The organism is Pseudomonas sp. yb_9 (assembly GCF_043103635.1).
Lineage (GTDB): Bacteria > Pseudomonadota > Gammaproteobacteria > Pseudomonadales > Pseudomonadaceae > Aquipseudomonas > Aquipseudomonas monteilii.
The window spans coordinates 17,021-40,015 of sequence record NZ_JBICKA010000022.1 but is presented as its reverse complement, the minus strand read 5'-3'; the positions used below and the strand labels follow the sequence as shown (position 1 = coordinate 40,015).

18 protein-coding genes are annotated in these 22,995 nt (G+C 59.8%); 3 read left to right on the top strand and 15 right to left on the bottom strand.

Annotation, left to right across the window (positions count from 1 at the left end; genetic code table 11):
• Positions 1 to 202: 202 nt before the first annotated feature.
• The 15 genes from ACF8MI_RS05095 to tssB all read right to left on the bottom strand — a co-directional run bounded on the left by ACF8MI_RS05095 (position 203) and on the right by tssB (position 16,943).
• Positions 203 to 460 (bottom strand): PAAR domain-containing protein, encoded by a 258-nt coding sequence (locus ACF8MI_RS05095; RefSeq protein ID WP_200928533.1) that lies wholly within the window; start codon positions 458 to 460, stop codon positions 203 to 205.
• Positions 457 to 1,347 carry a hypothetical protein gene (locus tag ACF8MI_RS05090; protein WP_156866772.1) on the bottom strand — a complete coding sequence of 297 codons (891 nt, stop codon included), beginning with the start codon at positions 1,345 to 1,347 and terminating at the stop codon, positions 457 to 459. Before ACF8MI_RS05090 ends, ACF8MI_RS05095 begins: the two co-directional genes overlap by 4 nt.
• A 2-nt stretch (positions 1,348 to 1,349) precedes the next feature.
• Positions 1,350 to 4,340, bottom strand: a complete 2,991-nt coding sequence (locus ACF8MI_RS05085; protein WP_392517395.1) for a T6SS effector BTH_I2691 family protein — start codon at positions 4,338 to 4,340, stop codon at positions 1,350 to 1,352.
• Entirely contained in the window at positions 4,333 to 5,265 is a 933-nt protein-coding gene (locus tag ACF8MI_RS05080; protein WP_104835033.1) for a DUF4123 domain-containing protein, read from the bottom strand. The genes ACF8MI_RS05085 and ACF8MI_RS05080 overlap by 8 nt, the downstream gene beginning before the upstream one ends.
• Complete coding sequence (locus ACF8MI_RS05075) at positions 5,262 to 7,430, bottom strand: type VI secretion system Vgr family protein (RefSeq protein ID WP_104835031.1); 2,169 nt, start codon at positions 7,428 to 7,430, stop codon at positions 5,262 to 5,264. The genes ACF8MI_RS05080 and ACF8MI_RS05075 overlap by 4 nt, the downstream gene beginning before the upstream one ends.
• A gap of 74 nt (positions 7,431 to 7,504) precedes the next feature.
• Positions 7,505 to 8,020 (bottom strand): Hcp family type VI secretion system effector, encoded by a 516-nt coding sequence (locus ACF8MI_RS05070; RefSeq protein WP_060499231.1) that lies wholly within the window; start codon positions 8,018 to 8,020, stop codon positions 7,505 to 7,507.
• 132 nt (positions 8,021 to 8,152) lie between these two features.
• Positions 8,153 to 9,016, bottom strand: a complete 864-nt coding sequence (icmH, locus tag ACF8MI_RS05065) for a type IVB secretion system protein IcmH/DotU (protein ID WP_060499230.1) — start codon at positions 9,014 to 9,016, stop codon at positions 8,153 to 8,155.
• A 1-nt stretch (position 9,017) separates the two neighbouring features.
• On the bottom strand, positions 9,018 to 10,355 hold the full coding sequence (tssK, locus tag ACF8MI_RS05060; RefSeq protein ID WP_392517394.1) for a type VI secretion system baseplate subunit TssK: 1,338 nt from the start codon (positions 10,353 to 10,355) through the stop codon (positions 9,018 to 9,020).
• 56 nt (positions 10,356 to 10,411) lie between these two features.
• Positions 10,412 to 11,212 carry a type VI secretion system lipoprotein TssJ gene (gene tssJ / locus ACF8MI_RS05055; protein ID WP_060499228.1) on the bottom strand — a complete coding sequence of 267 codons (801 nt, stop codon included), beginning with the start codon at positions 11,210 to 11,212 and terminating at the stop codon, positions 10,412 to 10,414.
• Positions 11,209 to 11,778, bottom strand: coding sequence for an FHA domain-containing protein (locus ACF8MI_RS05050; RefSeq protein WP_060499227.1), 570 nt, complete (start codon positions 11,776 to 11,778; stop codon positions 11,209 to 11,211). Before ACF8MI_RS05050 ends, tssJ begins: the two co-directional genes overlap by 4 nt.
• Positions 11,775 to 12,791 carry a type VI secretion system baseplate subunit TssG gene (gene tssG / locus ACF8MI_RS05045; protein ID WP_392517393.1) on the bottom strand — a complete coding sequence of 339 codons (1,017 nt, stop codon included), beginning with the start codon at positions 12,789 to 12,791 and terminating at the stop codon, positions 11,775 to 11,777. The genes ACF8MI_RS05050 and tssG overlap by 4 nt, the downstream gene beginning before the upstream one ends.
• On the bottom strand, positions 12,755 to 14,521 hold the full coding sequence (gene tssF, locus ACF8MI_RS05040; RefSeq protein ID WP_392517392.1) for a type VI secretion system baseplate subunit TssF: 1,767 nt from the start codon (positions 14,519 to 14,521) through the stop codon (positions 12,755 to 12,757). Before tssF ends, tssG begins: the two co-directional genes overlap by 37 nt.
• Before the next feature lie 3 nt (positions 14,522 to 14,524).
• Complete coding sequence (tssE, locus tag ACF8MI_RS05035) at positions 14,525 to 14,935, bottom strand: type VI secretion system baseplate subunit TssE (RefSeq protein ID WP_164524440.1); 411 nt, start codon at positions 14,933 to 14,935, stop codon at positions 14,525 to 14,527.
• On the bottom strand, positions 14,932 to 16,422 hold the full coding sequence (tssC, locus tag ACF8MI_RS05030) for a type VI secretion system contractile sheath large subunit (protein WP_060499223.1): 1,491 nt from the start codon (positions 16,420 to 16,422) through the stop codon (positions 14,932 to 14,934). The genes tssE and tssC overlap by 4 nt, the downstream gene beginning before the upstream one ends.
• 17 nt (positions 16,423 to 16,439) lie before the next feature.
• Positions 16,440 to 16,943, bottom strand: a complete 504-nt coding sequence (gene tssB / locus ACF8MI_RS05025; protein WP_104835022.1) for a type VI secretion system contractile sheath small subunit — start codon at positions 16,941 to 16,943, stop codon at positions 16,440 to 16,442.
• 327 nt (positions 16,944 to 17,270) lie between these two features.
• On the opposite strand from tssB, the gene vasI reads away from it, so the two are divergent.
• The 3 genes from vasI to tssM are packed head-to-tail and all read left to right on the top strand — an operon-like array spanning position 17,271 to position 22,995.
• Positions 17,271 to 17,921, top strand: coding sequence for a type VI secretion system-associated protein VasI (vasI, locus tag ACF8MI_RS05020; RefSeq protein WP_082426398.1), 651 nt, complete (start codon positions 17,271 to 17,273; stop codon positions 17,919 to 17,921).
• Positions 17,909 to 19,372: a type VI secretion system protein TssA gene (tssA, locus tag ACF8MI_RS05015; RefSeq protein WP_223624686.1), complete on the top strand. Its 1,464-nt coding sequence runs from the start codon at positions 17,909 to 17,911 to the stop codon at positions 19,370 to 19,372. Before vasI ends, tssA begins: the two co-directional genes overlap by 13 nt.
• Complete coding sequence (gene tssM / locus ACF8MI_RS05010; protein WP_392517391.1) at positions 19,369 to 22,995, top strand: type VI secretion system membrane subunit TssM; 3,627 nt, start codon at positions 19,369 to 19,371, stop codon at positions 22,993 to 22,995. The genes tssA and tssM overlap by 4 nt, the downstream gene beginning before the upstream one ends.

The window sequence follows — 22,995 nt, the reverse complement described above, 5'->3', positions numbered from 1 at the left end:
GTTCATAAACGGCTCGTTTCTTGAAATTGTATTCAGCTGCGGTACGACAGGTACGTGGCCGGTTCCCAGGCAGGGGGGCACGCAAGGCCGGTGCATGGTGCGCAGTGAAGATGGCAGCGTCAATTCACGAGACGGGCTACTGTTCGGTTATCGAACGGTTGCGAGGTGAAAAACAGATTGGCTAACGTGCTGATAGTCGTTGTCAGTCTATGAGCCAACCCGGGTCACCCTCGACTAGCGTGCCGCCATGGCTGGTGGTGTCCCCCTCCCTTGCTGCGGGCTGGCCCTCGATGATCGTGCAAGCTGCGCCCGTTTCGATGACGGCGCCACAACTGATGCGGTCGCCCACGCGCGCCACGGCTCTGCCGTCTACGAAGGTTGCACTTGCACCGTTTTGTACCGTGCCTTCGCCATGGATCGGGCAGCTGTGGCGATGGCCTACCAATACGATGGATCTCATTTGCGCTTCCTTTTGTTGAATTTAGCAGGGGCTTCTTCGAAGGCGGCAGGGGGCGGTGGCGCGGCTCGAACGTTGAACAGGCGGCAGATGCCGTACCAGCAGATGGCGACGGTGAGGTTGTAGGGGAACAGCACGGCCCAGAAGGGCAGTTGCCAGTTTTTCTTGCCCTGCATTTCACCGGGTTCGCCGGTTCGCCAGGGGGCGTAGTGGCGCCAGGCTTCAGCCGGGGTTAGGCAGATGGCATGCAGGGGCTTGTGCCACCAGTTGGGTTCGCCGGGAGGGGGGAGTTTGTCGGGGCCGTGGGCCATGAAGTGGCGCAGGTATTCCCAGACTTCGGCGACGTGTCTGACGCCGGGTTCGGTGGGCTCGTTGCTGTCGACCCAGAGGCAGTCTTTTTGGTGGAGGCTACCGTCTGCTCGGCGCGGGGCGAAGGCGAGGGCGTAGCTGGTGCTGAAGGATGAACCACCATATTCGGTGCGTTTGAACAGGCCACCGCCGGTGTTGCTCCACTCGAAGACGAATAGCTTGCTCAAGCGTTGATAGTAGATTTTTTGAGTTGAGCGATTGAGGCAAAAGCTTGATAGGTTTTTTATAAAATAGATGCGATAAATGAGAAAGGGAACGAAAGGAAATGGAGAAATTAAAAACAAAAGCATTATTGCAATGTTTTCATTGTAGAGGTCTAAGGTGATTGGGAGTATTTGAGGGTAAAATCCGATGAGTGATATGACTGTTATTGCGCAGTACAGTTTACCCATAAATACGGAGTCTGTTACCCATGGGTTTCGCAGGCATAAAGTATTCTCGGATACGCTTGCCAGTTGTCCCGCAATTGCAGGTTTGTGCCCAGAGTCTGACGTTGAATTGAATACCCAGGTGGTTGCCATAATCAGCGCTCCAGACGAAATATTGATTGGATCTCATTGTCTTCGTTCAGGCCTTGATTGGCGCTGTAGCCTAGATGTAATGAGACATGTTTCTGGTTGGCTAACGTGTTTTTGAAATGCAGAACCAGGCCGGCATTTACGATGTGGCCCGTTGGGGCGACTGGGAAAACGTCCATTCCTTGGTCGTCACGGAGGGAACTCAAGCTTCCTGACCATTCACTTACGCCTAACCTAAAGCCAGGCAGCAGCACGGTGAACTCAACGGTTAGTTGAGGTGTGGCTACTTCGTTGTGTGTGATAGCGGTCCAGTTTGGTAGGGACCAGTGATTGCTTAGATGCCATTTCGTGTCAACGTCAGTTATACCAAGTGACAGGGCCTGCTCGGCAGATAGTAGCTTGGGTCCGTAATGCTCGTTGTGCCAAGCTTTGACTTCAGTTTGTAGCGAGGCGAAAGCAGGGAGTTTCTTCTCATAGTCCAAGGTGATGTCGGGGCGTGCCTCTCCATCATTGATGCGATTGCCAAAGATACCGCGTGCTGCCCAAAGCTCAATTGGGCTGTGAAGGTGCTCGTGTGCCTTGGCGTGTAAATACAGACCTGCTGCAATAATGGCTACACCTACGAGGACAAGGGCAGCTGCGGCCCAGCCGGCGAACGGCACAACTGATGTCGCGCCGGCAACGGCAAGTCCTGCTTCAAGGGCGACAGCGGAACCAATAGCCATGGTGAATCCACCAGCCATCGTGTAACTGGCTGCAGTTAGGTTGCCGTTGTCATTCTGTCGCAACGCCTTAGCACTGTCCGCGAAAAAACCAAATGCTATTGCCGGATAACCAGCCAAACGCGCAAACAGATTACTGCTTAAGAACTTGATAATTCCGTTGCCAAACGCCATGCCCGGTGCTGTCGAACTTAACCGCAGCATCACGGCCTTCTGCGTCGCCCTTACGCTGACCAGCGTCGCCGCTGCTGCACCGATCACCCCGAAAATCGACGAAGCAAAACCCAACGTGTATTCCGGGGCATTGCTTTTCTGCAGGCTGTTGTAGGCCGTCTGGAGCGATAGGATGTTGTACCACAGCATCCCCGCGTTCAAACCTCCGCCTCCACCCGAGGTGAGCATCCCGAGAAAGTTGGGCTTCACCCGTGCTGTGGTGGTCATTTCGATCGAGACCGTCCGGCTCCCCGAAATGCGCAACTGCTTTATCTCCTCAACCTGCGCCATGCCATTCTTCAGGTACTTCTCCACCTCCTGGCTGAACGGATTGTTCTTGATGGCCTGCTCGGTGACTCGGTAGCGCGCTGCCAACAGCCCCAGCGCTTTCTCGGCATTCGCTTCACGCGCCGCCAACAACACCTGCTGGCGCAGGCCATGGCTGGCGTCCCAGCGGGTTTGCCCGCGCAGGCGTTTGAGCACCACGGTATTGACCGACTGGGCGGTGAGGTCGGTGATGTCGGCCATGGCCGGGAAGCGACCGGCCAACCCTTCGATCACGTTGTCGCTGGCGCCGAACAGGCTGCCGATCGAATCGGCCTTGTCCTTGAACGGGTTGAACGGCGCCAGGGCGGTGTACAGCGGGCTGTCGTCCCGGTCCAGCCACTGCTCCAGGCGTTTGAAACGCCGATCCAGTTCTTCGGCGCCCGGCGTCGGTTGGCCCATCGGGTGGATCAGCAGCGCCAGGGAGATTTCCAGGCCACGGGCGGACACGATTTCGTCGCGGTCGTAGCAGGCCAGGGCGGCGGCCAGGCTGTAGGGGTTGTCGATATGCTCGGGCTCGGCCGTCGCCAGCCAGGCGTCATGGTCGTTGCTGGCGTGCAAGGCCTGGTTGCGCAGGGCGGCCATCCGGCGTCCCAGCGCGTCGCGCTCGGCGAGGAAGCGCCGGTATTTGTCCAGATCGAGGCGCTGCGCCAGGCGTGCGCCGTGGGGGGAGTAGTCCTTGTGGGTGAGGGCCTGGAAATGTGACTCGGCGGGCGACAGGGCCGGTCCCCGGCGTTCCGTGCCCAGCCGGAACGCGGCGAGTTCGGGCGAGGCAGCGTCGGCCGGGTACATACTCTCCAGCGTCTTGTTCAGCAGCATGGCCACCAGGTTGCGATGGTGAAAGTCACGGCTCTGCGTGCTCAACTGTTCGGCATCCAGCTGGAAGCACGCCGGCACGCGTTCGTGCTCGGGCGGTTGGGCGGGTTTGGTGTGTTGCAGCTGCTCGGCGGGCATCAGGTCGCGCAACTGGTGCTGGTAGGCCGACACCGACAGGCTCAGGTCCAGGGCCATGCCTTCGGCGTCGGCGAGCGCGACCACCACTGGCACTTTGGGTTGGGTCCAGGGATAGTGCCGGGCCACGGCGACGAGGTTGCCGATGGGCAAGGTGTCGGTGATCGGGTCGCTGCTCCAGCTCAGCGGCATGCGCCGCTCGGTGGGCTTGAAGTCTTCGACCCAGGTTTGCAGGGCACTGACCGGCAAGACATGGGGCTGGGTCGAGGGTGCCCGGTTGCCGGCTATCAGTTCGGCCATGTCCAGCCGGCGCATGTGCCGTTTGAGCAGGGCGGACGAGCCGGTGATGCGGGCGGTCATGGCGTTGGTCCACAGGTGCGGGCTGTAGCCGATCCACACCTCCCTGGCGGTATCGGGGCAGGTGTCGGCCCACACCCAGCCCATGGGGCGGCTGGACAGATAGCGGTCACGCCGGTGGTAGCCATCCAGCCCTTTGTAGAGCAGTTCCTTGTAGAGGCCCGCGCCAACGTACTCATGGATGACCAGCTTCTGGCCCAGAGTGCCTTTCATGAACACGTAGACATAACCCGGGCGCAGTGCGCGGAGGGTATAGGCGGAGTGCTGCAGCGGGGCGAAGCCTTGTTCCAGGTTGAAGCATGATTCGGCGTAACGGCAGGCGGGCGCGTCAGCGGTGCGCGGCACGATGGCATAGCGAATGGGCAGAATGGGGACGCGTGCGCTGCAGGCAGGGCCGGAGGTGGCGCTGCTGACACTGTTGTCATTCATGGTTGGATTCCTTGCTCTCGACCAAGGCGTGCAGTTCGTAGAGGCGGCCCTGTGGAGACTCCTCGAGGTTGGTGTAGATCTTCCCGGCCTGGTCATCGGTCATGAGCCACATGTGCCTGGCAATCAGCCTGATGAACTCTCCAGCGACCTCCTCATCGCGAAAGTTGAGGGCTTTCAGTTGTGGCAGCAGGCTCTCAATCCATTGCCTGATGTCGGCCAATGTGTGGGTGGCGTGCTGTGGCAGGGCTACCACCTCGTGTGCCAACGTGAGCACGAAATGCTCGTGCATGCCTGCTTGCAGCCGCTCAAGTTCAAGCCTGCCAAGTGAGAGCGGGGCTTGCGAAAAGGAACGTGCAGGGGTCGGGCTGCGTTCGAGTGATTTCCACGCGTGAGCGGGTCCCCAGTTGACTCGCCAGGCCAACGAAGTCACAGGCCCAAGCCATTCGTTTCGATGCTCTTCATCCAGTGCATCCAGCCAGGCCGCCAGGTGGTCCGGGTTGAACTGGAAAGTGGCCAGCCCCTGATCCGGAAGCGAGATTTGCACAAGGCTGGTGAAATGGTCTGCCAACTGGGCAAGCCCAATGTCGGCATCCAGCGCAATGACGCCACCAACGGGCATCCAGGTAGCGATTGCATGGGCAAGCAGTTCTGGTGCATCTGACACAGCTACCAGCAACGGGCCGAAGTCATGGCGTTCGTCCAGAGCGCTGCGCCTCCACAGCCACGCATGCTGGGTGTTCAGGCTGACATCATTGATAAGCTCAAGTACCGAAGGGGCATAGGCGGGTACCAGCTCACCATTGGCAAGTATTTGGGTTATAGGCCGGTAGGCCCAGTGCTCGATCACGCGGCTTTCGAGCAGCAGAAAGCGAGCGTTCTTCCCGAAGTGCTCGCTCGGTTGTGAGAGGGTGGTTGTTGTAATCATTGGCCTGTCCCTCGCATACAGCGGCAGTCGGGCATGGCGCAGGTGCCATCGGCGCGGCGCCCGCACTGGCGCTCCAGAGGTTTGCCAGTGACCGGCGTGCCGCTGATTGAGAAGGGGTTGGTTGCCCCGTCTGCAGACTTGAGCATCTGGCCGTTGATGCGAATCGTCGGGCTGTCCAGTGTGATGCCTGTCTCGTCGATCCGGATGGCGCCCCCTGGCCCCTGGATGATCACCGCTTCCGCCGTGCGAAGCTCATAGCGGCGTGTTCGCCTGCGGATTTCCTCGCGGGCTTCAAGCGCTGCAAGCCCTTCGACCTGTTGATAGAGGTTACCGCCGATAAGGGTGTGGTGATTGGCGGTGATCCGGTCGTGGCGGTGATTACCGATGGTTTCAACGCGGTCCTTGGCAATATTGATGGTCTGGTTGCGACCTATATCGAGCGTGGCATCCTGGCCAATGGAGACGCGCTCATCATTGCCAACCGTTTCCGTGCGGTCACGGCCGATCAGAATGGTTTCGTCGTTACTGACCTGTTCATGGCGATCATTGCCGACCTGTGTCGTCTCGTCGTGCTTGACCACGTTGTTCTGGTCTTTCTGGGCATGGATGAACACCTCTTCCTGGCCCAGTTCATCTTCAAAACGCAGTTCATTGAAACCATCCCCCTTGTGGGTCTGGCTTTTGATGGTCATGCGGGTCTTGTGCCGGGGCAGGTCGTAAGGCGGTAGCTGGTCACCGCAGTAGGTGCGCCCGGTGATCATTGGCTGGTCAGGGTCGCCGTTGACGTAATGGATGATCACGTCCTGGCCGACACGCGGGATAGCCATCGAGCCCCAGCTACCGCCGGCCCAGCCTTGGGATACCCGTACCCAGCATGAACTGAACGCGTTGTCCTGGCTTTCGCGGTCCCAGGGGAAGCTGACCTTCACCCGGCCCCACTCATCGCAATAGATTTCCTCACCTGGCGGCCCGACAACGGTCGCCATGTGGGGGCCATCAACCCGTGGCCTGGGCAGCGGGGCAGGGCGCCATTCAGTTCGGCCTGGCACCAGTAGCGCTTTTTGTTCGTAGCGTGTGCCTTGGTCGGCACCGGCCGACTCTTCCTGCAAGCTGGTGAACTGGCTACCTTCGTGGGTGACCGTGCTTGCCCGCCAGTGCACATTCAGGTCTTCCCGGGGGTGGCCGGTCAGGGTGAAACTCAGGCCCGGTTGCAGGCGTACATCGTCGCCTCGGACTTCGGCAATGCGCACGTCGTGGCGCAGGGCGGTGATGCGGTTTTCGGTGAACGGCTTGCCGACGGCATCGCGTTTGTAGCGGCCGGGGTAGTCGAAGCACTCATAGTCTGTGGACTGGTGTTCCAGATGGGGCCCCGAGGCCCGATGTTCCTGGCGATAGGCCGGGTGGGTGAAGGTGTACTCGCGCTGAACCTGGCGTGCGGTTCGCACGTGTTCGCTGTAGCGCAAGTATTGCAGACAAGGGGTGTGTCGGGTGCCCCCGCTGTTGGCGTGGTACAGCACGGTGGAAGGTCTGGCTGGTTTGTTACCCTCGACGAAGCCTTCGTCATCGTCCTCGCCATGGGCTGTGTCGCACTCGATATGCCCCAATGTGAGCAGCCGGTCGGTGATGATCAGTTTGTGCTGCTTTTCAGTGTGCTCAAACCGATAGACCATGCCTTCTTCAGCAGCGATGCGGGCAAAGAAGTCGAGATCGGTTTCGCCAGCCTGTACGCAGAATTCCCGGACGTGGTAGTCGAAACCGGTGCCGAATTGATACTGGACGATACCTTGACGCTTGAGCATCAGTTCGAGAATTTGCGGGGCGGTCTTGTGCTGGAAGATGCGCCAGTTCGAGCGCAGCCTGGCGCGGGCCAGTTGGGGCTCGACCAAGGCATGGTAGTAGGTACGGCAGAAGCCACTCTCGCCCTGGCTGAAGCGGCTGACCAGGCCGTGTACGTACCGTACAGGGCGTTCACCCTGCCAGATGGTGAAGAGCACGGGTTTGTCGAGCAGGTGGCCGAAGTCGATGTCGTGTTCGAAGCTGATCAGCTCCAGGGTCAACGTAAATGGTTGGCTGAGCGCTTCTTCGAGCTTGAATGACACCACTTCGAACTCAGCGTTGCCAACGAGGGGCTGGAAGCTGTATCGCAAGTCAGATTGGCTGGGCATAAGCAGTTCTTGTCCGTCGTCTGAGACTTCGAAGTGCCCAGGCAGACCATGACTGCCTGGGCTTTTCCGTTAGATCAGGCGATCGGTTTACGCCAATCGTCAGAGCCTTCGGTACCTGCGGTCACATGTGTCCATGAGATCTTGCGGTATGACAGGGCCACTTCGACAAGCTGCGTGTAATGCTCGTTTTTCTGATTCTGGGCATGCGGAAGGACGGTATTGATGTCCACGATGGTGGCGTCCTCCAGCATGGTGGTGAAGAAGTGCTCCTGCTTGCCTTCCACTGAGGTGCGGTACCAGTTCACTTCAACGGTCGGCAGCATTTCGCCGCTGGCCAGGGCCTGGTACATCAGTGGTGTGGCTTTGTTCAATGAACTGGTGAAAACGAAGGGCTTATGCACCCTTTGACCGGCAGGCTGGCCACTTTGCGGATCGGTCGGGACAGTTACCTGGTGCTTGATTTCCTGCACCAGAATTTCGTCTTCATGGCCCTCAACGAACACATTGCCGACGGAGTCGGACGTGAATGCACCTGCGGTGATGTTGCCTTGGGTCTTGCCTTCGATCTTGATGTAAGCGGGTGTTGGCATGGCAGTTTCTCCTGCGTCCATGTGGATTAACACGCACACCACAGGTGGCGTGGCCATCGAAAATGATGGGCTTTTCAATGAGGCAGATGCCTCGCTAATGGGGTGAATTCGGTGGGTGCATGTAGCCTTCGCCTACTGCTGCAGGATGGCGTTGAGCGACTCCAGTACTTCTGTGGTAATCAGGTGCAACCGGTAGCTGTAGATGCCGTAGGCCACGGCCATGGCGATGGCGGAAATCACCAAAGGGCTCCACCAGGGCCATTGCCGGTTCATGCGGAAGTTGCGTGGGGCCACATTGGTGTAGGGGTCGCAGACTTCTTCAGGGGTGGGGCCACGCAGTTCGCGGATGATCCCGTGCAGTTGGTGAATCAGTGCAGTGACGGTTTCTTCGCCTTTCGGCGCCAGCGCATATTTGCCCCTCAGCCCAAGGCAAAGGGCGAAGTACATGAACTCCAGCACGTCCTGATAACGCTTGGGCTCCTGCATCAGGCGCGAGATCACGGTGAAGATCTTTTCTCCGCCCCAGGTCTCGTCGTGGAAGATGCTCAGTAAGGGTTCCTGGCTCCAGCAACTGCTTTTGCCCCAGGGCCGCTCCATGACGGCTTCGTCGATGAACAGGCACAGGCCGTAGGTATACGCCAGCAGCTGAGCGGGCTCGTACCCGTGCTGGCGCATTTCTTCCTGAATGTTGTCGATCTGGTTGCGCACTTGCTGGTGCACATCTTTGATATTTGGCAATTCGTCCAGCGTACGCAGGCGTATGACCAGGCCAAACAGCGGTGATGCTGCATCCAGCATCAGGTTGGCGAACCCGCCCCGCAGCTGAAACTGCGGGTCGGCGGGATAGCCTTCATACACAGGCTCAGGCTTTTGCGCAGAGGCTTGCCCATTGGCCGGCGCGGCCTGGTGGTCGGGTACTGATGGTTTAAGGTTTGCATTCAGCTGACTGACTTCAGCGTTTGTTGCATCGGTGGGGGTAGTCGTGTCATTTGCCATCTCACTGACTCCTGATCGCCCAGAACTGCAGTTCGAGGCCGGGGAATTCGCCCGCGATGTGGAGACCAAAGCCATTGGCCTCGGCCATGCACGCCCAGGCCGGGTCGCGCCTGTTCACCTCGAAGTAACTGAAGCCCGCGTGGAAAGGCAGGTCGCGCGGCGCCACCGGCAAAAGCAACAAGGGGATGCCCGGCAGTTGCAGCGGCACCAGGTCGTACAGCGACTCCAGTGAGGTGATCTTGGCTTTCAGGATGAACATCTGGCGCAACACCTGCGGTGGCAGGTCGGCGCGCACGGCAAGGATGAAGTCGGCTTCGTCGATCAGACGGCGGTCTTCCAGCCTGGTCGTCATCACACCGAACGCTTCGTTCACCAACGGCAGTGAAATGGCGCGCGGCTGCAGGACGGTGCTCAGGGCGCGGCGCAAAGTGTCTTCCAGCGGCTTGAACGAAGTGCGCAGCGCTGTGTGGTGGTATGCGGGGTAATCTTGCGGGAGCCTGCTTTCGTCGGTGAACGTGACAAACTCGCCGCAGGCCTGGCTCATGCACAGGTAAAGCTGCTCGGGGTGCGTTTGCGCTTGCCGGGCCAGGTGCTGAAAGCACGGCCACCAGCGGTTCATGGCCTGCAGCAGGTTGAAGTCGCGAATGTCGGCGATACCGGACTGGCCCGAGGCGCCAATACGCTTGGCAAGGCCTCGCGCTCGCTCGCGCAGGGTGTTGGTCATTTCGTCAAGAAACCGCTGCAGTGCCGGCACCGCCCGCACTGACACGCTGGTGGGGTAGAAGGTTTCGTCCAGTTGCAGGCTGCCGTCAGGGCGCCGCTCCAGGATGCGTGTCATGGCCAGGCGTGTGTAGGCACTGCTGTCTTCAGCCTTGCGTTTTAGCTGCAGGTTGGGCATGGCAAGGTCTACCTGTACCAGGTCACCGTTCGCAGAGTGGGTGTCCTTGATCTCCTGTGGCTGGGCGGTGTAGCGGTAGTTGGCGGCAGTGTCGGGCCAGCTCACTTCGCAGCCGCCCTCGGTGCGCAGCGGCAGGCACAGATACACCTCGCTGTCCTTGCACGCGTCGTCGTCGATTTCCAGCGGCGGCGGCGGTGGCAGGTCGGCGGGGATGTCAAACACGGTGCCGTCCGGCATCACGCCCCGCGCCCGGGTGATAGCGATCTTGCCCAGGCTCAGGTACTCGTCGTTCAGCTGTAGCTCGCTAAAGCCGTAGAAGGCTGCGTTCAGGCTGGCAAGGCGCTGGTGGAGGGCTGCTTCACCCGCCCGGGCTGCTTGCTGGAAATGCTGTGGTTTTACGAACAGGCCTTCTGGCCAAAGAACGGGATTGCGTGAACTCATGGGCACTCCATGTCAGCGTGAGTAAGCGGGAAGGGCAAAGGGGAGTAGACGTGCCATCAGTCTTCTTCCTTGAGCACGATGTGCGTGTCGTTGACCAACACCGACAGCATGATCTGGCGGCCACGCGGCGGAATGCGCAGCACTTGCCGCCAGCTGGCGTCCTCAAGGCCTCGGTAGTCGGCAATCACCGCCACGAAACGGGTTTCGGCATGGATGGGTTCGAACGGGATGTACTTGAACTGGCCAGGGCGCAGCAGGTAATCGTCATCACGGATGTAGGTACTGCGCAGGGCTTTGGCCGGGTCCTGGTCCAGCAACTGGTACACGGTGTTGCGCAGTAGCGAGTCGTCGCGCAGCTGCAGGATCTTGATGGCAATCGGCGTGGCGACGGGTTCCGAGGCCATGGTTGTGGTGTGCGGTAAGGTCAACGTTACGGTCGGGTCGTCGTAGCTACCGGGGGTGCTCTCTTCCAGAGGAGAGCGAGCTGGGTCATCGTTGCCTTCCTCATCCACCTCGATGGGGGACATGGCTGGAAACTGCTCGTGCAGGTATTCCAGCAGGGTCACGATCTTTTCCGTCAGTGCATAAGGGTCGCCCGCACTCAGGGTTACGGCGTAGGGGCTGGGCTCCAGGGTGCTGTGCTGTTCTTCGGCCGCTACCTCAAGGCTGTTCGGATTACCATTCAGGGTAGGGCTCGCGTTGATGCTGAACGCAACTTCGGTCGGATGATCCTTCGGCTGCCCGATGGGCAACGTGTGGTCCATGGCAACTTGGCTCATCCTGCTTAACGAGGTGCAGCCGGCACCCCCGAACATTGCAACCAGCAGGGCCGCGACCAGCAACGGTTGGCGGGTCATGGGCGCTCTCCGGCAATCAGCCGCAGCAGCGGGCTCGACGGGGAAGCCACCGACTCAGCGGCTGCATCCAACGCTGCCAAGGGATCGTTGCCCATGGCGGGCTCGAAGGCCGAGTAGATCTCGGCAGCCGGTTGGGTAGCAGAGGGTTCGATCGGCCAAGGGGTTGCTGTTTCTTCGGCTATCAGGCGGTCGATTACCCCCTGATCCGGATAGAACATGTCCTCCAGCGAACGCATGGTGGCGGGGTCCTGGGCGTACTGAACCTGTAGCCGATAAGCACCCACACGAAGCTGGTCGCCTTCAAGCAGGCGTCTGGGTGGGTGTGCACCCAGGCTGGTGGTGCTGCCATTCAGATAGGTGCGCTGGCAATGATCGATCACACAGAAGCTGCCTTCTATCCAGCGGATCTCGCAGTGGATGGGCGCAACGCTCTGATTAGGGTCGTCGAGTCGCCAGCTTGTCTGTGCGCTGCCAATGGTTCCGCCCTTGCAATCGAATCGGTGCCTGGCAATAACGCCATGTCGCAGTTGGTCCAGGTTGATGATGCTCACGGTCAATGTGTTCATGAGCGCCCCCTGAACCGTACAACGGGACTGTTCTGGCCATGCCGGTCGTCGATGAAGCTGGTCCAGCCCAGGTAGGCGCCTTTGCTGCGGTGCAAGCAGAAGGGTGACAACGCGTTCTGCTTCAGGCGCAGCTCCAGGTCGTAGGCAAGGCCGTCACGCAGCAGAACGTCGATCAGTGCACGCAAACGGCCGAAGTTGATGCCGCTGGGGAGCAGGTCCCGCAGCTGCGTCTGGTCGAGTTCGCTGATCACGATGGTGAACTTGCTGCTGCGTGTGCGTGTACGGCTGCCGATCATGAACGTACTGCCCAGCAGGCCGTTGGCGCGCCCCAGGCTTACGCGTTGCCCGGCCGCAGTGGGTACCGAGCGCGTTTCGAATTCGCGGATCTGCACATGCTTGAGGTCGAAGCAGTGCGCAATGATGCCGGCCACGGTGCCAGGCGCACGGCTGCGGCTGGCGATGACCCCGGCAAAACTGAGCAGGCGGCTCCAGGGCAGTGCCGTATCTCCCCGCAGTTGCTTGTCATTAAGCCCCAGCAGGGCAAAAACGTACTGCGAGAACCCGTCACGGGCGCCCGGCTGGAAGCGGATGTAATACCGGTATTTGCGCCAGCTGCGGTGTAACAGGCTGAGCAGGTAGTGATTGAAAAAGTCGAAGAATGCCGGCCGTACACCGCTGCCTTGCGCATGTTCATAGGCCACCTGCTCCAGGTAATAGGTGGGCAAGGGTGAATCGGTACCGTGTAACCCGAGGAACGTGGCGACGAGCTGGTAGCGCGCCTCTTCGTCGGGCATGCGTTGGGCTTTGTAAACATCCGATACGGGAAAGGTCAGCCGTGGGTCACAGGCCAGACGCACGCGCAACCGGGTAGCCTCGTCAGGCCAACGGGGTTCCAGATCGTCGCCATGCAGCCCATGCAGCCGCTCCAGCAACTGGAAGAAGTTGTACTGGTGCGCCTCGGTGAGCAGTCTGTCGGCTAGATCAGCGGTTGTTTGCCGGTCTGTATTGGCCATGTGTAGTGCTCGTTGTTGGTGATGTTGATCACTTCCAGCTGATGGAAGGAATTGATGCTGGCGTACAAGGCAAAGAAGTGGGCAAGCACGCAACTGAACAGGTACAGGTCGCCTTCGCAGAGGAAGGCGGCCTGGTCCAGCTTCAGCCGGGTGTGCAGGCCGCGAATGGGTTGCCCCTTGATTAGCCAGTCCATAGACTGTGTATGAATGTCGCGCATGCCGTCCAGGCGCTTCTGGGTGGTACGCGCCTGCTGGATATCGTGCAGGGCGACGAAGTCATAGGCGCGGATCACCGCTTTGAGCGGCTCGATCGAGAGCAGGGACAGGTAGTTGAGCGACATGTTGGAAATCAATGCCCATTGCAACTGGCCGTCCAGCACCGGGCGACAAGGGCGGGTGGGCTTGCAGATGTTGGTGTAGGTGGCCAGTGGCGGCGTAAACTCGGTACGCACGTTGATGTCACCGATGCCCAACGCCAGCGGCAGGTCTCGATTGGTGCACGTCAGGTCGATGGATGCGGTTTCCAGCTCGCCGATATAGCTGTTGGCATCGGCACGAACGAACGCGATGCGGTGCGTGACGCCATCGCCGCGCAGGCACGCCTCCAACTGGTAGCGGTAATACAGCGCAGTGCGTCCTTGAACGTGCTCGATTTCATGGGCGAACGATTCGAAGGGCCGAAACGTTCGCAGGTGCTCACCGACACTCCCGTCGGTCGTCGTTCGCGTGCTGATGACCTGGTCGACACTGAAAATTTCGTAACCGTGTGGCTCCGCTCCCTTGGGTTTTAGTGGGACCAAGGCGTCCTCGCTGGACAAGTCGATGGGCTCGGCACTGTGCTGAAACAAGTTGACTGCAGGTGCGCAGAACAAACTGAAATCTGCGTTGCTGACACGCAGTGTGTCGGGTAACTGGCGCGTGAAGTGAAACTCGAGGTTTACCGCCAGGCTGTCATGCGCTGGCCAGGCTCGATCCAGTCCGGTGACGCTGAAAAAGTGGAAGCGCTGGGGGAAGACAAAGTACTCCTGCAGGATCCGGTAGCCATCAAAGACGTTTTGTGGGTAGGGCAGCAAGGCGTCGTCGGGGCTAAATCCCGGGAAGGAGATGCTGCCGGCCGGCAGCCGACGAACTTCACCCTTGACGATCACGTTGATGTGCTTGAGGTATTGAGAAACCCACAGGTACAACGTCCGGGCCGTGCGGACATCACCGCTGAGGTAAAAGTCGAGGCTGGAGCAGCCCAGGCTGTTCAGTGGCCGGTCGACCAGTGCCTGCAGGCCGATGCTTATCACCGCGTTGTCGAGTGTCTGGGTTGCACTCACCGTGTCGATCTTGAACGGATGAATGCTCACCGCAGTGCACGTGCGGAACTCGCAGGCTACGCCGTCCACGGGTTCCGAGCACAACCTCGACCCCTTCGGAATGTGCTGGGACTGGCTAAGGGATTGCTTGACCGGGGTGAACTGGATGATCGTCGCGCTGGGCAGGGGCCGCAGGTAATTGGGCCACAACAACTGCAGCATGGGGTGAGTCAGCTCCGGCAGGTCGTCTTCCAGTTTGAGCCGCAGTTTGGCGGTCAGGAATGCAAAGGCTTCCATCAGGCGTTCGACATCGGGGTCACTGGCACCTGTGCCAAGCAGCCTTGCAAGTTGTGGGTTGTCCTTGGCGAAGTCGTTCCCCAGTTCGTGCAGGTAACGCAGCTCTTCGCTGAAGCGGTCTTTCAGTGACATCGGTCACCTCACTCGGGTGTAGCGGTTGTGCCCGTTGACCAGCAGCTCGAGTTGCAGCTGCTCTGCGTGGTTGTTGACCTGCACCTGGCAATCGAGCCTGAAATGCAGCTCCAGCGGGGCATGGGTATCGGGCACTGCCTTGAGCGTGCGTATCTGGATGCGTGGTTCGAAGCGCTGAAGGGTGCGGCGAATGTCCGCGCTCACTTGTACGAGCAAGTCGCCGCGGTTCACGTCATGCCCGTTGAAGTCACGCAAGCCCAGCTCAGGACTGCTCTGAGAGCACCCCTGGCGGGCGTTGAGCAGCGTTTCGAGGTGGCGCTTGATGGTGGCGACGGTGTCCGCAGCGCTTTCCTGTCGAGTGGCCTGGGGACGGGAACTAGGGTCCACCGTCAAGCGTTCAAAAAAACCACTCATTGCGTATCGAGCCGCCCAACCAGAGAGATCTCGAAGTTGGCGCCCATGTACTTGAAGTGCGGACGCACGGCGATCGAAACCTGGTACCAGCCTGGGTCACCGGCAACATCCGAGACTTCAATGCGGGCGGCACGTAGCGGCCGGCGGCTGCGAACATCGGCAGACGGGTTTTCCTGGTCGGCGACATACTGCTTGATCCACTTATTCAGCTCGGATTCAAGGTCTCGGCGTTCCTTCCAGCTGCCGATCTGTTCGCGTTGCAGCACTTTGATGTAGTGGGCCAGCCGGTTGACGATGAACAGGTAGGGCAGCTGGGTCCCCAGCTTGTAGTTGGTCTGTGCCTCCAACCCTTCGGGGGTTTTCGGGAAGTTCTTGGGTTTTTGCACCGAGTTGGCAGAGAAGAACGCCGCATTGTCGCTGTCTTTACGCATGGTCAGGGCGATGAAGCCCTCTTCGGCGAGCTCGAACTCCTTGCGATCGGAAATCAGCACCTCGGTAGGAATCTTGGCCTGCAATTGCCCCAGTGACTCGTACAGGTGGACTGGCAAGTCTTCGACCGCACCACCCGATTGCGGGCCGATGATGTTCGGGCACCAGCGGTAGCGGGCGAAGCTGTCGTTGATGCAACTGGCCAGCAGGAAGGCGGAATTGCCCCACAGGTAGTGGTCATGCCGCCCGGCGATGTCTTCGTTGTAGTTGAAACTCTCGATTGGCTTTTCTTGCGGGTGGTAGGCGGAGCGCAGCATGAAGCGTGGCCCGGTCAGCGCGACATGACGAGCGTCTTCGCTTTCGCGAAAAGCGCGCCACTTGGCATGGCGTGGGCCGGCGAAGAGGTCTTTTATTTCCTTGAGGTTGGGCAACTCTTCAAAGCTGCTCAAGTTGAAAAACTCGGGGGAAGGTGCGGCAAGGAAGGGCGCGTGGGACATGGCACCTACGGAGGCCATGTAACTCAACAGTTTGATGTCCGCAGAGGCGGGGCCAAAGTTGTAGTTACCTACCATGGCCGCAACCGGCTCTCCCCCGAACTGGCCGTACCCAGCGGTGTAAACATGTTTGTAGAGGCCGCTGCAGGTAATGTCTGCGGCATTTTCGAAGTCGTCGAGCAAGTCTTCTTTGCTGATGTGCAAAATTTCAAGCTTGATGTTCTCCCTGAAATTCGTGCGGTCGACCAGAAGTTTCAGGCTACGCCATGAGGACTCAAGCCGCTGGAACTCGGGTTGATGCAAAATGGCATCCATCTGTTTGCCGAGAACCCGGTCAACCTCTGCAATCATCTGATCGACCCGGTGTTTGTTGATCAGTTGATCTGGGTCATTGCTTTTGAGGATTTCGGCGATGAAGGCAGATACGCCCTGTCTGGCAACCTGATAGCCCTCCTGCGTAGGTACCAGTTTGGTTTCTGCCATGATCTGGTCGAGCAAGGTGCCATTGCCCAATGTATCGTGGGTTGCGTCTGTGGTGACGGTGGTGGTGTTTGGCTTAGGCATGGGGACGCTCCGTTGTCTCAGTCTTTTTCTGGTGCTTCAGGTAACAGGTCCAGTTCTTGTGCGAGCTGTTTACGGGTTTGCTCGTTGTTCAGCAGGTGTTGCAGTTGCTTGCGAAAGGCCGGGACGTTGCCAAGCGGGCCTTTCAGGGCGACCAGCGCTTCGCGCAGTTCCAGCAGCTTGTTCAGCTCGGGGACCTGCCGCGCGATTCGGTCCGGCCCGAAATCGTTAATGGAGCTGAACTGCAGATGGACCGCCAGCTCGGCATCCGGGGCGGCACTGAGCACGGAAGGCACAGATACCGCCAGGCTCACGTTGGCGTCGTTCAACACGCTGTTGAACGTGTGTTTGTCGACACGCATCACCTGACGGTCTTCGAGCGCGCGGTCTTCATCCAGGCCGAAGTCGCCCAGTACCAGCATTTTGTGGGGCAGCTCTACCTCAGCCTGCTCATCGCTCGTAGCGGGGACGTATTTGATATTGACGCGTTCTTTAGGCGCGACAGAACCCGTATTTCTAGACATCGGTACGTAACTCCCTGTTGGTTTGTAGGATGTTTGATTGTGGGGGTTGTTTAATGTGCTGTTTCTCTTGTAGGAAGTTTCTTGTATATGTTTATCTGGCGGGGTGAGTTGCCTTGTTCCTATAAAAACCATGCAGGGTTAAGTGCTCTTTGGTCGAGCATGAAGATGTAAGTAAATATTTGTTTGTATGCAGTCGTCGCTGTGTATTAGTCTCCGTCCGGTTTTGTTTTGGCTGGCTGTTTTTTTGGCGCGTGAGTCGATATGTGTTTGTAGGAAAGTGGGCGCGGCCATATAGGCGTTTGTACTGTTTTTGGAGAGTGAATCAGGATGATTAACCGTTCTGTATATGGCGCCGGTCTCTCGTTGCTGTTTTGTTTGCAGCCGGTACTGGCAGGCCCCACGCGGGACTGTTCACGGATTGTGTCGAACGTCGAGCGACTGGCCTGTTTCGACCAGGCTGCGAACACGCCGGCATACACGACAGAACGGCAGTGGTCTGCACCAGAGCAGCAGGCCCCGAGCGTGCTGCGCGTGATGGCAAATGAAGCGGCGCGGACGCCAGATGACCTGACGTTTCACATCGGTAGCCGAACCGATGACGGTGCCGGCGTTTCAGCGCTCGTGATATCAGCGCCTGCCATCGCATCGGGTAACGAACCCGCTTACCTGGCAATCAGTTGCATCCAGGCCATCTCCCGGCTGCAACTGATTGCCAAACGCCCGATCGAGGCAAGCTGGGTCAAGGTACGGCTGACAGGGCAGGGCTGGTCTACCCGTGAAACACCCTGGCAGGTGATGGAGAACGGGCAGGTAATCGATGCCGGCCGGGGTTTGCCGGCAATCGAGCAGATCAGGAAGCTGATTGGTGCCCATCGCATCGAAGTGGTGAGTGAGCACAGCGAGCTCGACGGGTTGATCTTCGATGCACAAGGGCTGACCCCGTTGATAAGCCAGGCGCGAAGCACATGCCGGTGGTAGCGCAGGTGTCAGAGGGCAAGCTCACGCGACTGCTGGCGCCGATCGATCCCGCAGTACCGGCTGGGCTGTTCGATGTCGAGGACGAAACCTACCAGGCAATCGACCAGGAGATGGTCAAGCTGGGCGGGCTGCAGGAGGCGATGATCGACTGGGTTTACATCGAAGAGGCGTCCTGTCAGTACCTGAGCCAGCAATGCAAGCACCTTCGAATCGTCGCGCACTTGAGTGCCGCCTGGTTACGCAGCCGCTGCTGGGAGCGTTGGGGAGATACCTTGGCGTTGCTGGCCCGCATGATCGAGTGCTATTGGGAACCCGCCCACCCCAAGCCAGGGCCGAAAGGTTTCCTGACCAAGCGCAAGCTGGTCGGGCTGGTGATCAACCGCTTGACCGAGGCGCTGCCGCGTCTCGACCGTTTCACTTATACCCCTGCCCATGCAGCAGCAGCGCAGGCGGCATTGAAACACCTGCAACAACAGCACGCAGCACAGCTGGAGGCTGCTGTTCTCGATGGGCTGGAGCGCCTGCTGTGCCAACACATTGAACGTGTCAGCGGTGCCGGCGAGGCTGACGTGCCCAAGGCGCCGGCTGCAAGCGTGAAGCCTGCGCCGCTGGCCGATGTCATCGCCGCGCCCATGCCGCGTGTGTCGATGGGCACTGAACGTGAGACACGACGCGCCATATTGGCCATGGCCGAACTCATCAACCAGCAGGATCCTTACGACCCAACCGGCTACCAGTTGCGGCGTTTTGGCTTGTGGGCACACATTCAGGCGGCGCCTGCGGCCAGGCAAGGCAGCCGCACAGAATTGATGGCGGTGCCTCTGGATATCACGCGGGTCTATGAAGAGGCCATTGCCAGCACAGCGATAGACCCAGCCTTGCTTCAGCGCATCGAAAAGAGCGTGGCGGCGTGCCCCTACTGGATTCGTGGCAGCTTTCTGGCTGCAACCGTCGCCACGCGGCTGGCGATGAGCGATGTGGCTGAGGCCATCCGTTGCGCGACCGCCCGGTTTGTACAGCGCATGCCGGCCCTTCAGCAGCTGTGCTTCAGCGACGGATTGATATTTGTCGATGACCAATGCCTGGCGTGGCTCAAGGGCGCGCAAGGGCCTTCTGGCCAAGCGGCCGCACCCCACGCGTTTGGTGGCCTGCACGAGGAACTGGCCGGGCAACTGGACAGCGGCGGCGTAGAGCCCGTGCTGCTGAGGCTGCAAGCACTGCAGGCGGACCTGGGTACCCCTCGGGACCGCTGCCATACCACCATGATCGCAGCCGACTTGCTGGCCGCACGGGGCGTGTCCTGGCTGGCCCAGGACTTGTGCGCCGGCGTTGCCCGAACGATGCAGCAAACCACCGCCAGTGCGTGGGAGCCAGAGGTATTCCAGCGGCTTCAGCAGTACGCAGTCGCTCCAGCGCTGGCTGATCAACACAAGGACCAGGAGCCTCGATGAATCATATATGGAAGCAATTCAAAGGCTGGGGCTTGCCGTGGGTAACGCGCAATGGCCTGGCGCTGCCGCTGTTGCTTGGGTTGACGGCAACGCTGCTGCTGGTCGCCATTTGGTGGCTCGGCCCGCAATGGACGTGGCGTGAGCAACAGCCACTGGCCAGTGTGGCGCACCGCAGCGTGGCAACCCTGGTACTCATGCTCGTGCCGCTCATAGGCTGGCTGGTGGTGCTGCGTACACGCTTTCGCCGATTGCAAGCGGAACGCCGGCAGGCACGGGCCGCCGAACAAGATCGCACGCTGCCGTTGGTGCAGGCGCAAGAGAAGGCGCTCAGCCAGGGGCTTGACCGGTACCTTGACAATGCCGGTGGGCCACGTGCCTTGTACCGGCTGCCCTGGTACCTGGTAATAGGTGATGAACAGGCCGGTAAAACCAGCTTCATCGACTGCACCGATCAGCGTTTTACCCTGACGCGTATCGATCAGGTCCAGGCACAAGGGCGACAGACTGAAGCGCTGGCCTATCCGGTGGGCTGGTGGGTCAGCGACGATGCTGTGCTCATCGACCCACCCGGTGCGTTCATTCGCCAGCAGCCAGCGGCGGGCTCGGCAGCTGATGCTCCCGCTGAGTCAGCGTCCTCTTTTGTGCCGGGGGCCCAGGCCAGGTTGTGGGACCACCTGTTGGGCTGGCTGCTGCGCAATCGCAGCCAGCGAGCGCTTAACGGCGTGGTGCTGGTCGTCGATTTGCCGGCACTGCTGCATGGCACGCCTGAGCAGCGCGTTGCGTTGGCCCACAGGTTGCGCACCCGCCTGTACGAAGTGAGCAGCCACCTGGGTTCGCGCTTGCCGCTCTACGTGGTACTGAGCAAATTCGATTTGCTGGACGGCTTCGATCAGTTCTACAGCAAGCTTTCGGCCGCCAGGCGCGAAAACCTGTTGGGGTTCACCTTCAAACTGGATGCGGTTGACGCGTTCGACGCCTGGCTGGATGAGTATGACGAGCACTACGGTCGGTTTCTCGTCAGTTTGCAGGAGCAGCTCATCGATCAACTGGATGTGCTGGTGAACGCGCCACCGTGTGGGCGCCTGTTTTCGCTGTATGGGCAGCTGGTCGGGTTGCGCCCCATACTGCTGGCATTTCTGCGCGAAACCCTGGTGAGTGACCGTTACTCCACGCCTGCTCTGGTACGCGGTGTGTATTGGTCGTCTGTGATGCAGCAAGGCGACATGCGCAATGCCTTTGTCCGTGAAGCCGCACAGCCCTACAAGACGAAACTTCCGCTGCGTGAAGGCAAGGCACAAGGCAAGGCATTGGCCTACTTCATTCAGCAAGCCTTCAGGCGGGTCATCTATCAGGAGGCCGGCCTGGCGGGCGACAACGTTCGGGTGGCGCGCAGCAAGCGTCAACTGCTGTGGGTCGGCTCGGGCGTGGGCATCCTTGCGTTCAGCATCGCCGTGGCGAGTTGGCAACGCTATTTCGATATCAATGGCTCCAAGGCCGCCAGCGTGCTCGCCAAAAGCCAGGAGTACAGCCATCACCAGGTCGATCAGCGCCTTGACCCGAGCGGGCGCAACCTGTTGGCGCCACTGGACCAGATCCGCGATGCGGTGGCGGTGTTTGGCGACTATCGCGTGGCATGGCCAGGGGTTGCCGATCTTGGCCTTTACCAAGGGCGCAACATTGGCCCCACGGTTGACGAAGCGTACCTCAGCTTGTTGTCCAGGCGTTTTTTGCCGGCCTTGGCCAGCGGCGTGATCGATGCCATGAACGCAGCTCCGCCGGGCAGCGAGCAACAAATGGCGGCGCTCAGGGTTTACCGGATGATCGAGGACCGCCACAGTCGCCGGCCTGAATGGGTGGAGGACTGGATGGCGCGCCAATGGCAAAAGGCGTTCCCTGGCCAGGGGCAGTTGCAGCGAGACCTCATGCACCATTTGAAATACGCCCTGGCCTACGCTGACACCGATTTGCCGCAGTACCGTGAGCGTGTCAGCGAAGTGCAGCAGGCACTGCGTAAATTGCCTTTGCCACAGCGGGTTTATGAGGGGCTGAAGCAACAGGCTCACGAGCAATTGCACACCGGCCTGAACCTGCGTCACCAGGTAGGTCCTGCCTTCGATGTCGTGTATCAGCCATCTTTCGGGGCCAGGCATGGGGAGGAGGATGTACAGCTGTCCCCCATGCTCACAGCCAAAGGCTTCAGGGAGTACTTTGAACCGCGCAGCCAGCGGTTCGCTGAAATGGCGATGATCGATCAGTGGGCGCTGGGGGAGCGTGCCCAGCTCGATTATTCGAGCGTTGATCGAGAGGCGCTGACCGAACGGCTGCACAACCTTTACAGCGCCGATTACGTCGACAGCTGGCGTCGCGCCTTGAACGCTTTCACCGTGGCGGACTTCCGTGATCTGGACCATGGTGTCACTGTCCTGGAACAGTTGACTGGCCCGGCAGCACCGTTGCAGCGGCTGCTGCATACGGTCAGGGACAACACGTCGCTTGCGTCACCTGCAGTTGTCGAGGCACCGGGCGAGGCGGGTTCGTTGCTGCCAGTAACGGGCAAGCCCGAGCAACAGCAAGCACAGGCCATCCAGCGGGCTTTTGCAGGCCTGGGCGCTATGTTGCAGGTGACAGGAGACAAACCGAGCTACTACGACGAAACCTTGGGTGCCGTATCGGCTGTGCTGGACTATGCCAATGCCGTACAGGACAGCCCGGACCGCGGCAAGGCTGCACTGCAAGCTGTGCATCAGCGCTTCTCGATGACCGGGCAGGACCCGATTGGCACCCTGCAACGTGTTGCCACAGGTTTGCCGGAGCCGATCAACCACCAGGTCAGAAAGCTTGCCGACCAGACAGCCCAGGTGCTGAACGTTGAAGCATTGCGCGAACTGGAGCGACGTTGGGATGCTGAGGTGTACAGCTTCTTCCAGCAACGTCTGGCAGGCCGTTACCCCTTTGTGGTGAGGGCGCCTGATGCTTCACTGGATGACTTCGAAGCATTCTTCGGGCCCAAAGGGCGCCTGCAGCAGTTTGATGATCAGTATCTCAAGGTCTTCCTCAAGGACAACCTTGAGGCGTTGCAGTCTGGCCAGCACGGGCATTCCCTGATTCGCCCCGACGTGATCGAGCAGCTCGAGCTGGCCGAACGGATTCGCGAAACCTTCTTCGATCAGCGCGGCAAGTTGAGTGTGCAGTTCAGTATCGAACCGTTGGGGCTCAGTGCGAACCAGCGTACCAGCTTGCTGGACCTGGATGGCCAGTTGATCTCCTACACCCATGGGCCTAGCCGGATCACTGGTATTGTCTGGCCCAATACCATGGGTCAACAGGTACGCAGCAACCTGACGTTACTCAGGCAGAACGGCAATAGCAGCAGCCTCGAATACCGTGGCCCATGGTCGATGTTCCGCTTGCTTAGCCGCGGCTCGCTCAATGGGCGGACGGCGACCAGCGTGGACCTGAGCTTCAGGACGGGTGACGGTGTAATGCGCTATCGGTTGAATGCTGAAAAGGCCTTTAACCCCATTACCCAGCAACCATTCAAAGGTTTCCGCTTGCCACGCGGGTTGTTGCAATCGTCCCCCAAGGTTGCTCAATCGGGGCAACCGCATGAACAGCCTTTATGA

Coding starts and splice junctions, on each gene's coding strand:
- ACF8MI_RS05080 (WP_104835033.1), bottom strand. CDS start 5,265: ATGATTACAACAACCACCCTCTCACAACCGAGCGAGCACTTCGGGAAG.
- ACF8MI_RS05085 (WP_392517395.1), bottom strand. CDS start 4,340: ATGAATGACAACAGTGTCAGCAGCGCCACCTCCGGCCCTGCCTGCAGC.
- tssJ (WP_060499228.1), bottom strand. CDS start 11,212: ATGACCCGCCAACCGTTGCTGGTCGCGGCCCTGCTGGTTGCAATGTTC.
- ACF8MI_RS05075 (WP_104835031.1), bottom strand. CDS start 7,430: ATGCCCAGCCAATCTGACTTGCGATACAGCTTCCAGCCCCTCGTTGGC.
- tssE (WP_164524440.1), bottom strand. CDS start 14,935: ATGAGTGGTTTTTTTGAACGCTTGACGGTGGACCCTAGTTCCCGTCCC.
- tssB (WP_104835022.1), bottom strand. CDS start 16,943: ATGTCTAGAAATACGGGTTCTGTCGCGCCTAAAGAACGCGTCAATATC.
- icmH (WP_060499230.1), bottom strand. CDS start 9,016: ATGGCAAATGACACGACTACCCCCACCGATGCAACAAACGCTGAAGTC.
- tssK (WP_392517394.1), bottom strand. CDS start 10,355: ATGAGTTCACGCAATCCCGTTCTTTGGCCAGAAGGCCTGTTCGTAAAA.
- tssA (WP_223624686.1), top strand. CDS start 17,909: ATGCCGGTGGTAGCGCAGGTGTCAGAGGGCAAGCTCACGCGACTGCTG.
- tssG (WP_392517393.1), bottom strand. CDS start 12,791: ATGGCCAATACAGACCGGCAAACAACCGCTGATCTAGCCGACAGACTG.
- ACF8MI_RS05050 (WP_060499227.1), bottom strand. CDS start 11,778: ATGAACACATTGACCGTGAGCATCATCAACCTGGACCAACTGCGACAT.
- ACF8MI_RS05095 (WP_200928533.1), bottom strand. CDS start 460: ATGAGATCCATCGTATTGGTAGGCCATCGCCACAGCTGCCCGATCCAT.
- ACF8MI_RS05070 (WP_060499231.1), bottom strand. CDS start 8,020: ATGCCAACACCCGCTTACATCAAGATCGAAGGCAAGACCCAAGGCAAC.
- ACF8MI_RS05090 (WP_156866772.1), bottom strand. CDS start 1,347: ATGGCAACCACCTGGGTATTCAATTCAACGTCAGACTCTGGGCACAAA.
- tssC (WP_060499223.1), bottom strand. CDS start 16,422: ATGCCTAAGCCAAACACCACCACCGTCACCACAGACGCAACCCACGAT.
- tssF (WP_392517392.1), bottom strand. CDS start 14,521: ATGTCACTGAAAGACCGCTTCAGCGAAGAGCTGCGTTACCTGCACGAA.
- tssM (WP_392517391.1), top strand. CDS start 19,369: ATGAATCATATATGGAAGCAATTCAAAGGCTGGGGCTTGCCGTGGGTA.
- vasI (WP_082426398.1), top strand. CDS start 17,271: ATGATTAACCGTTCTGTATATGGCGCCGGTCTCTCGTTGCTGTTTTGT.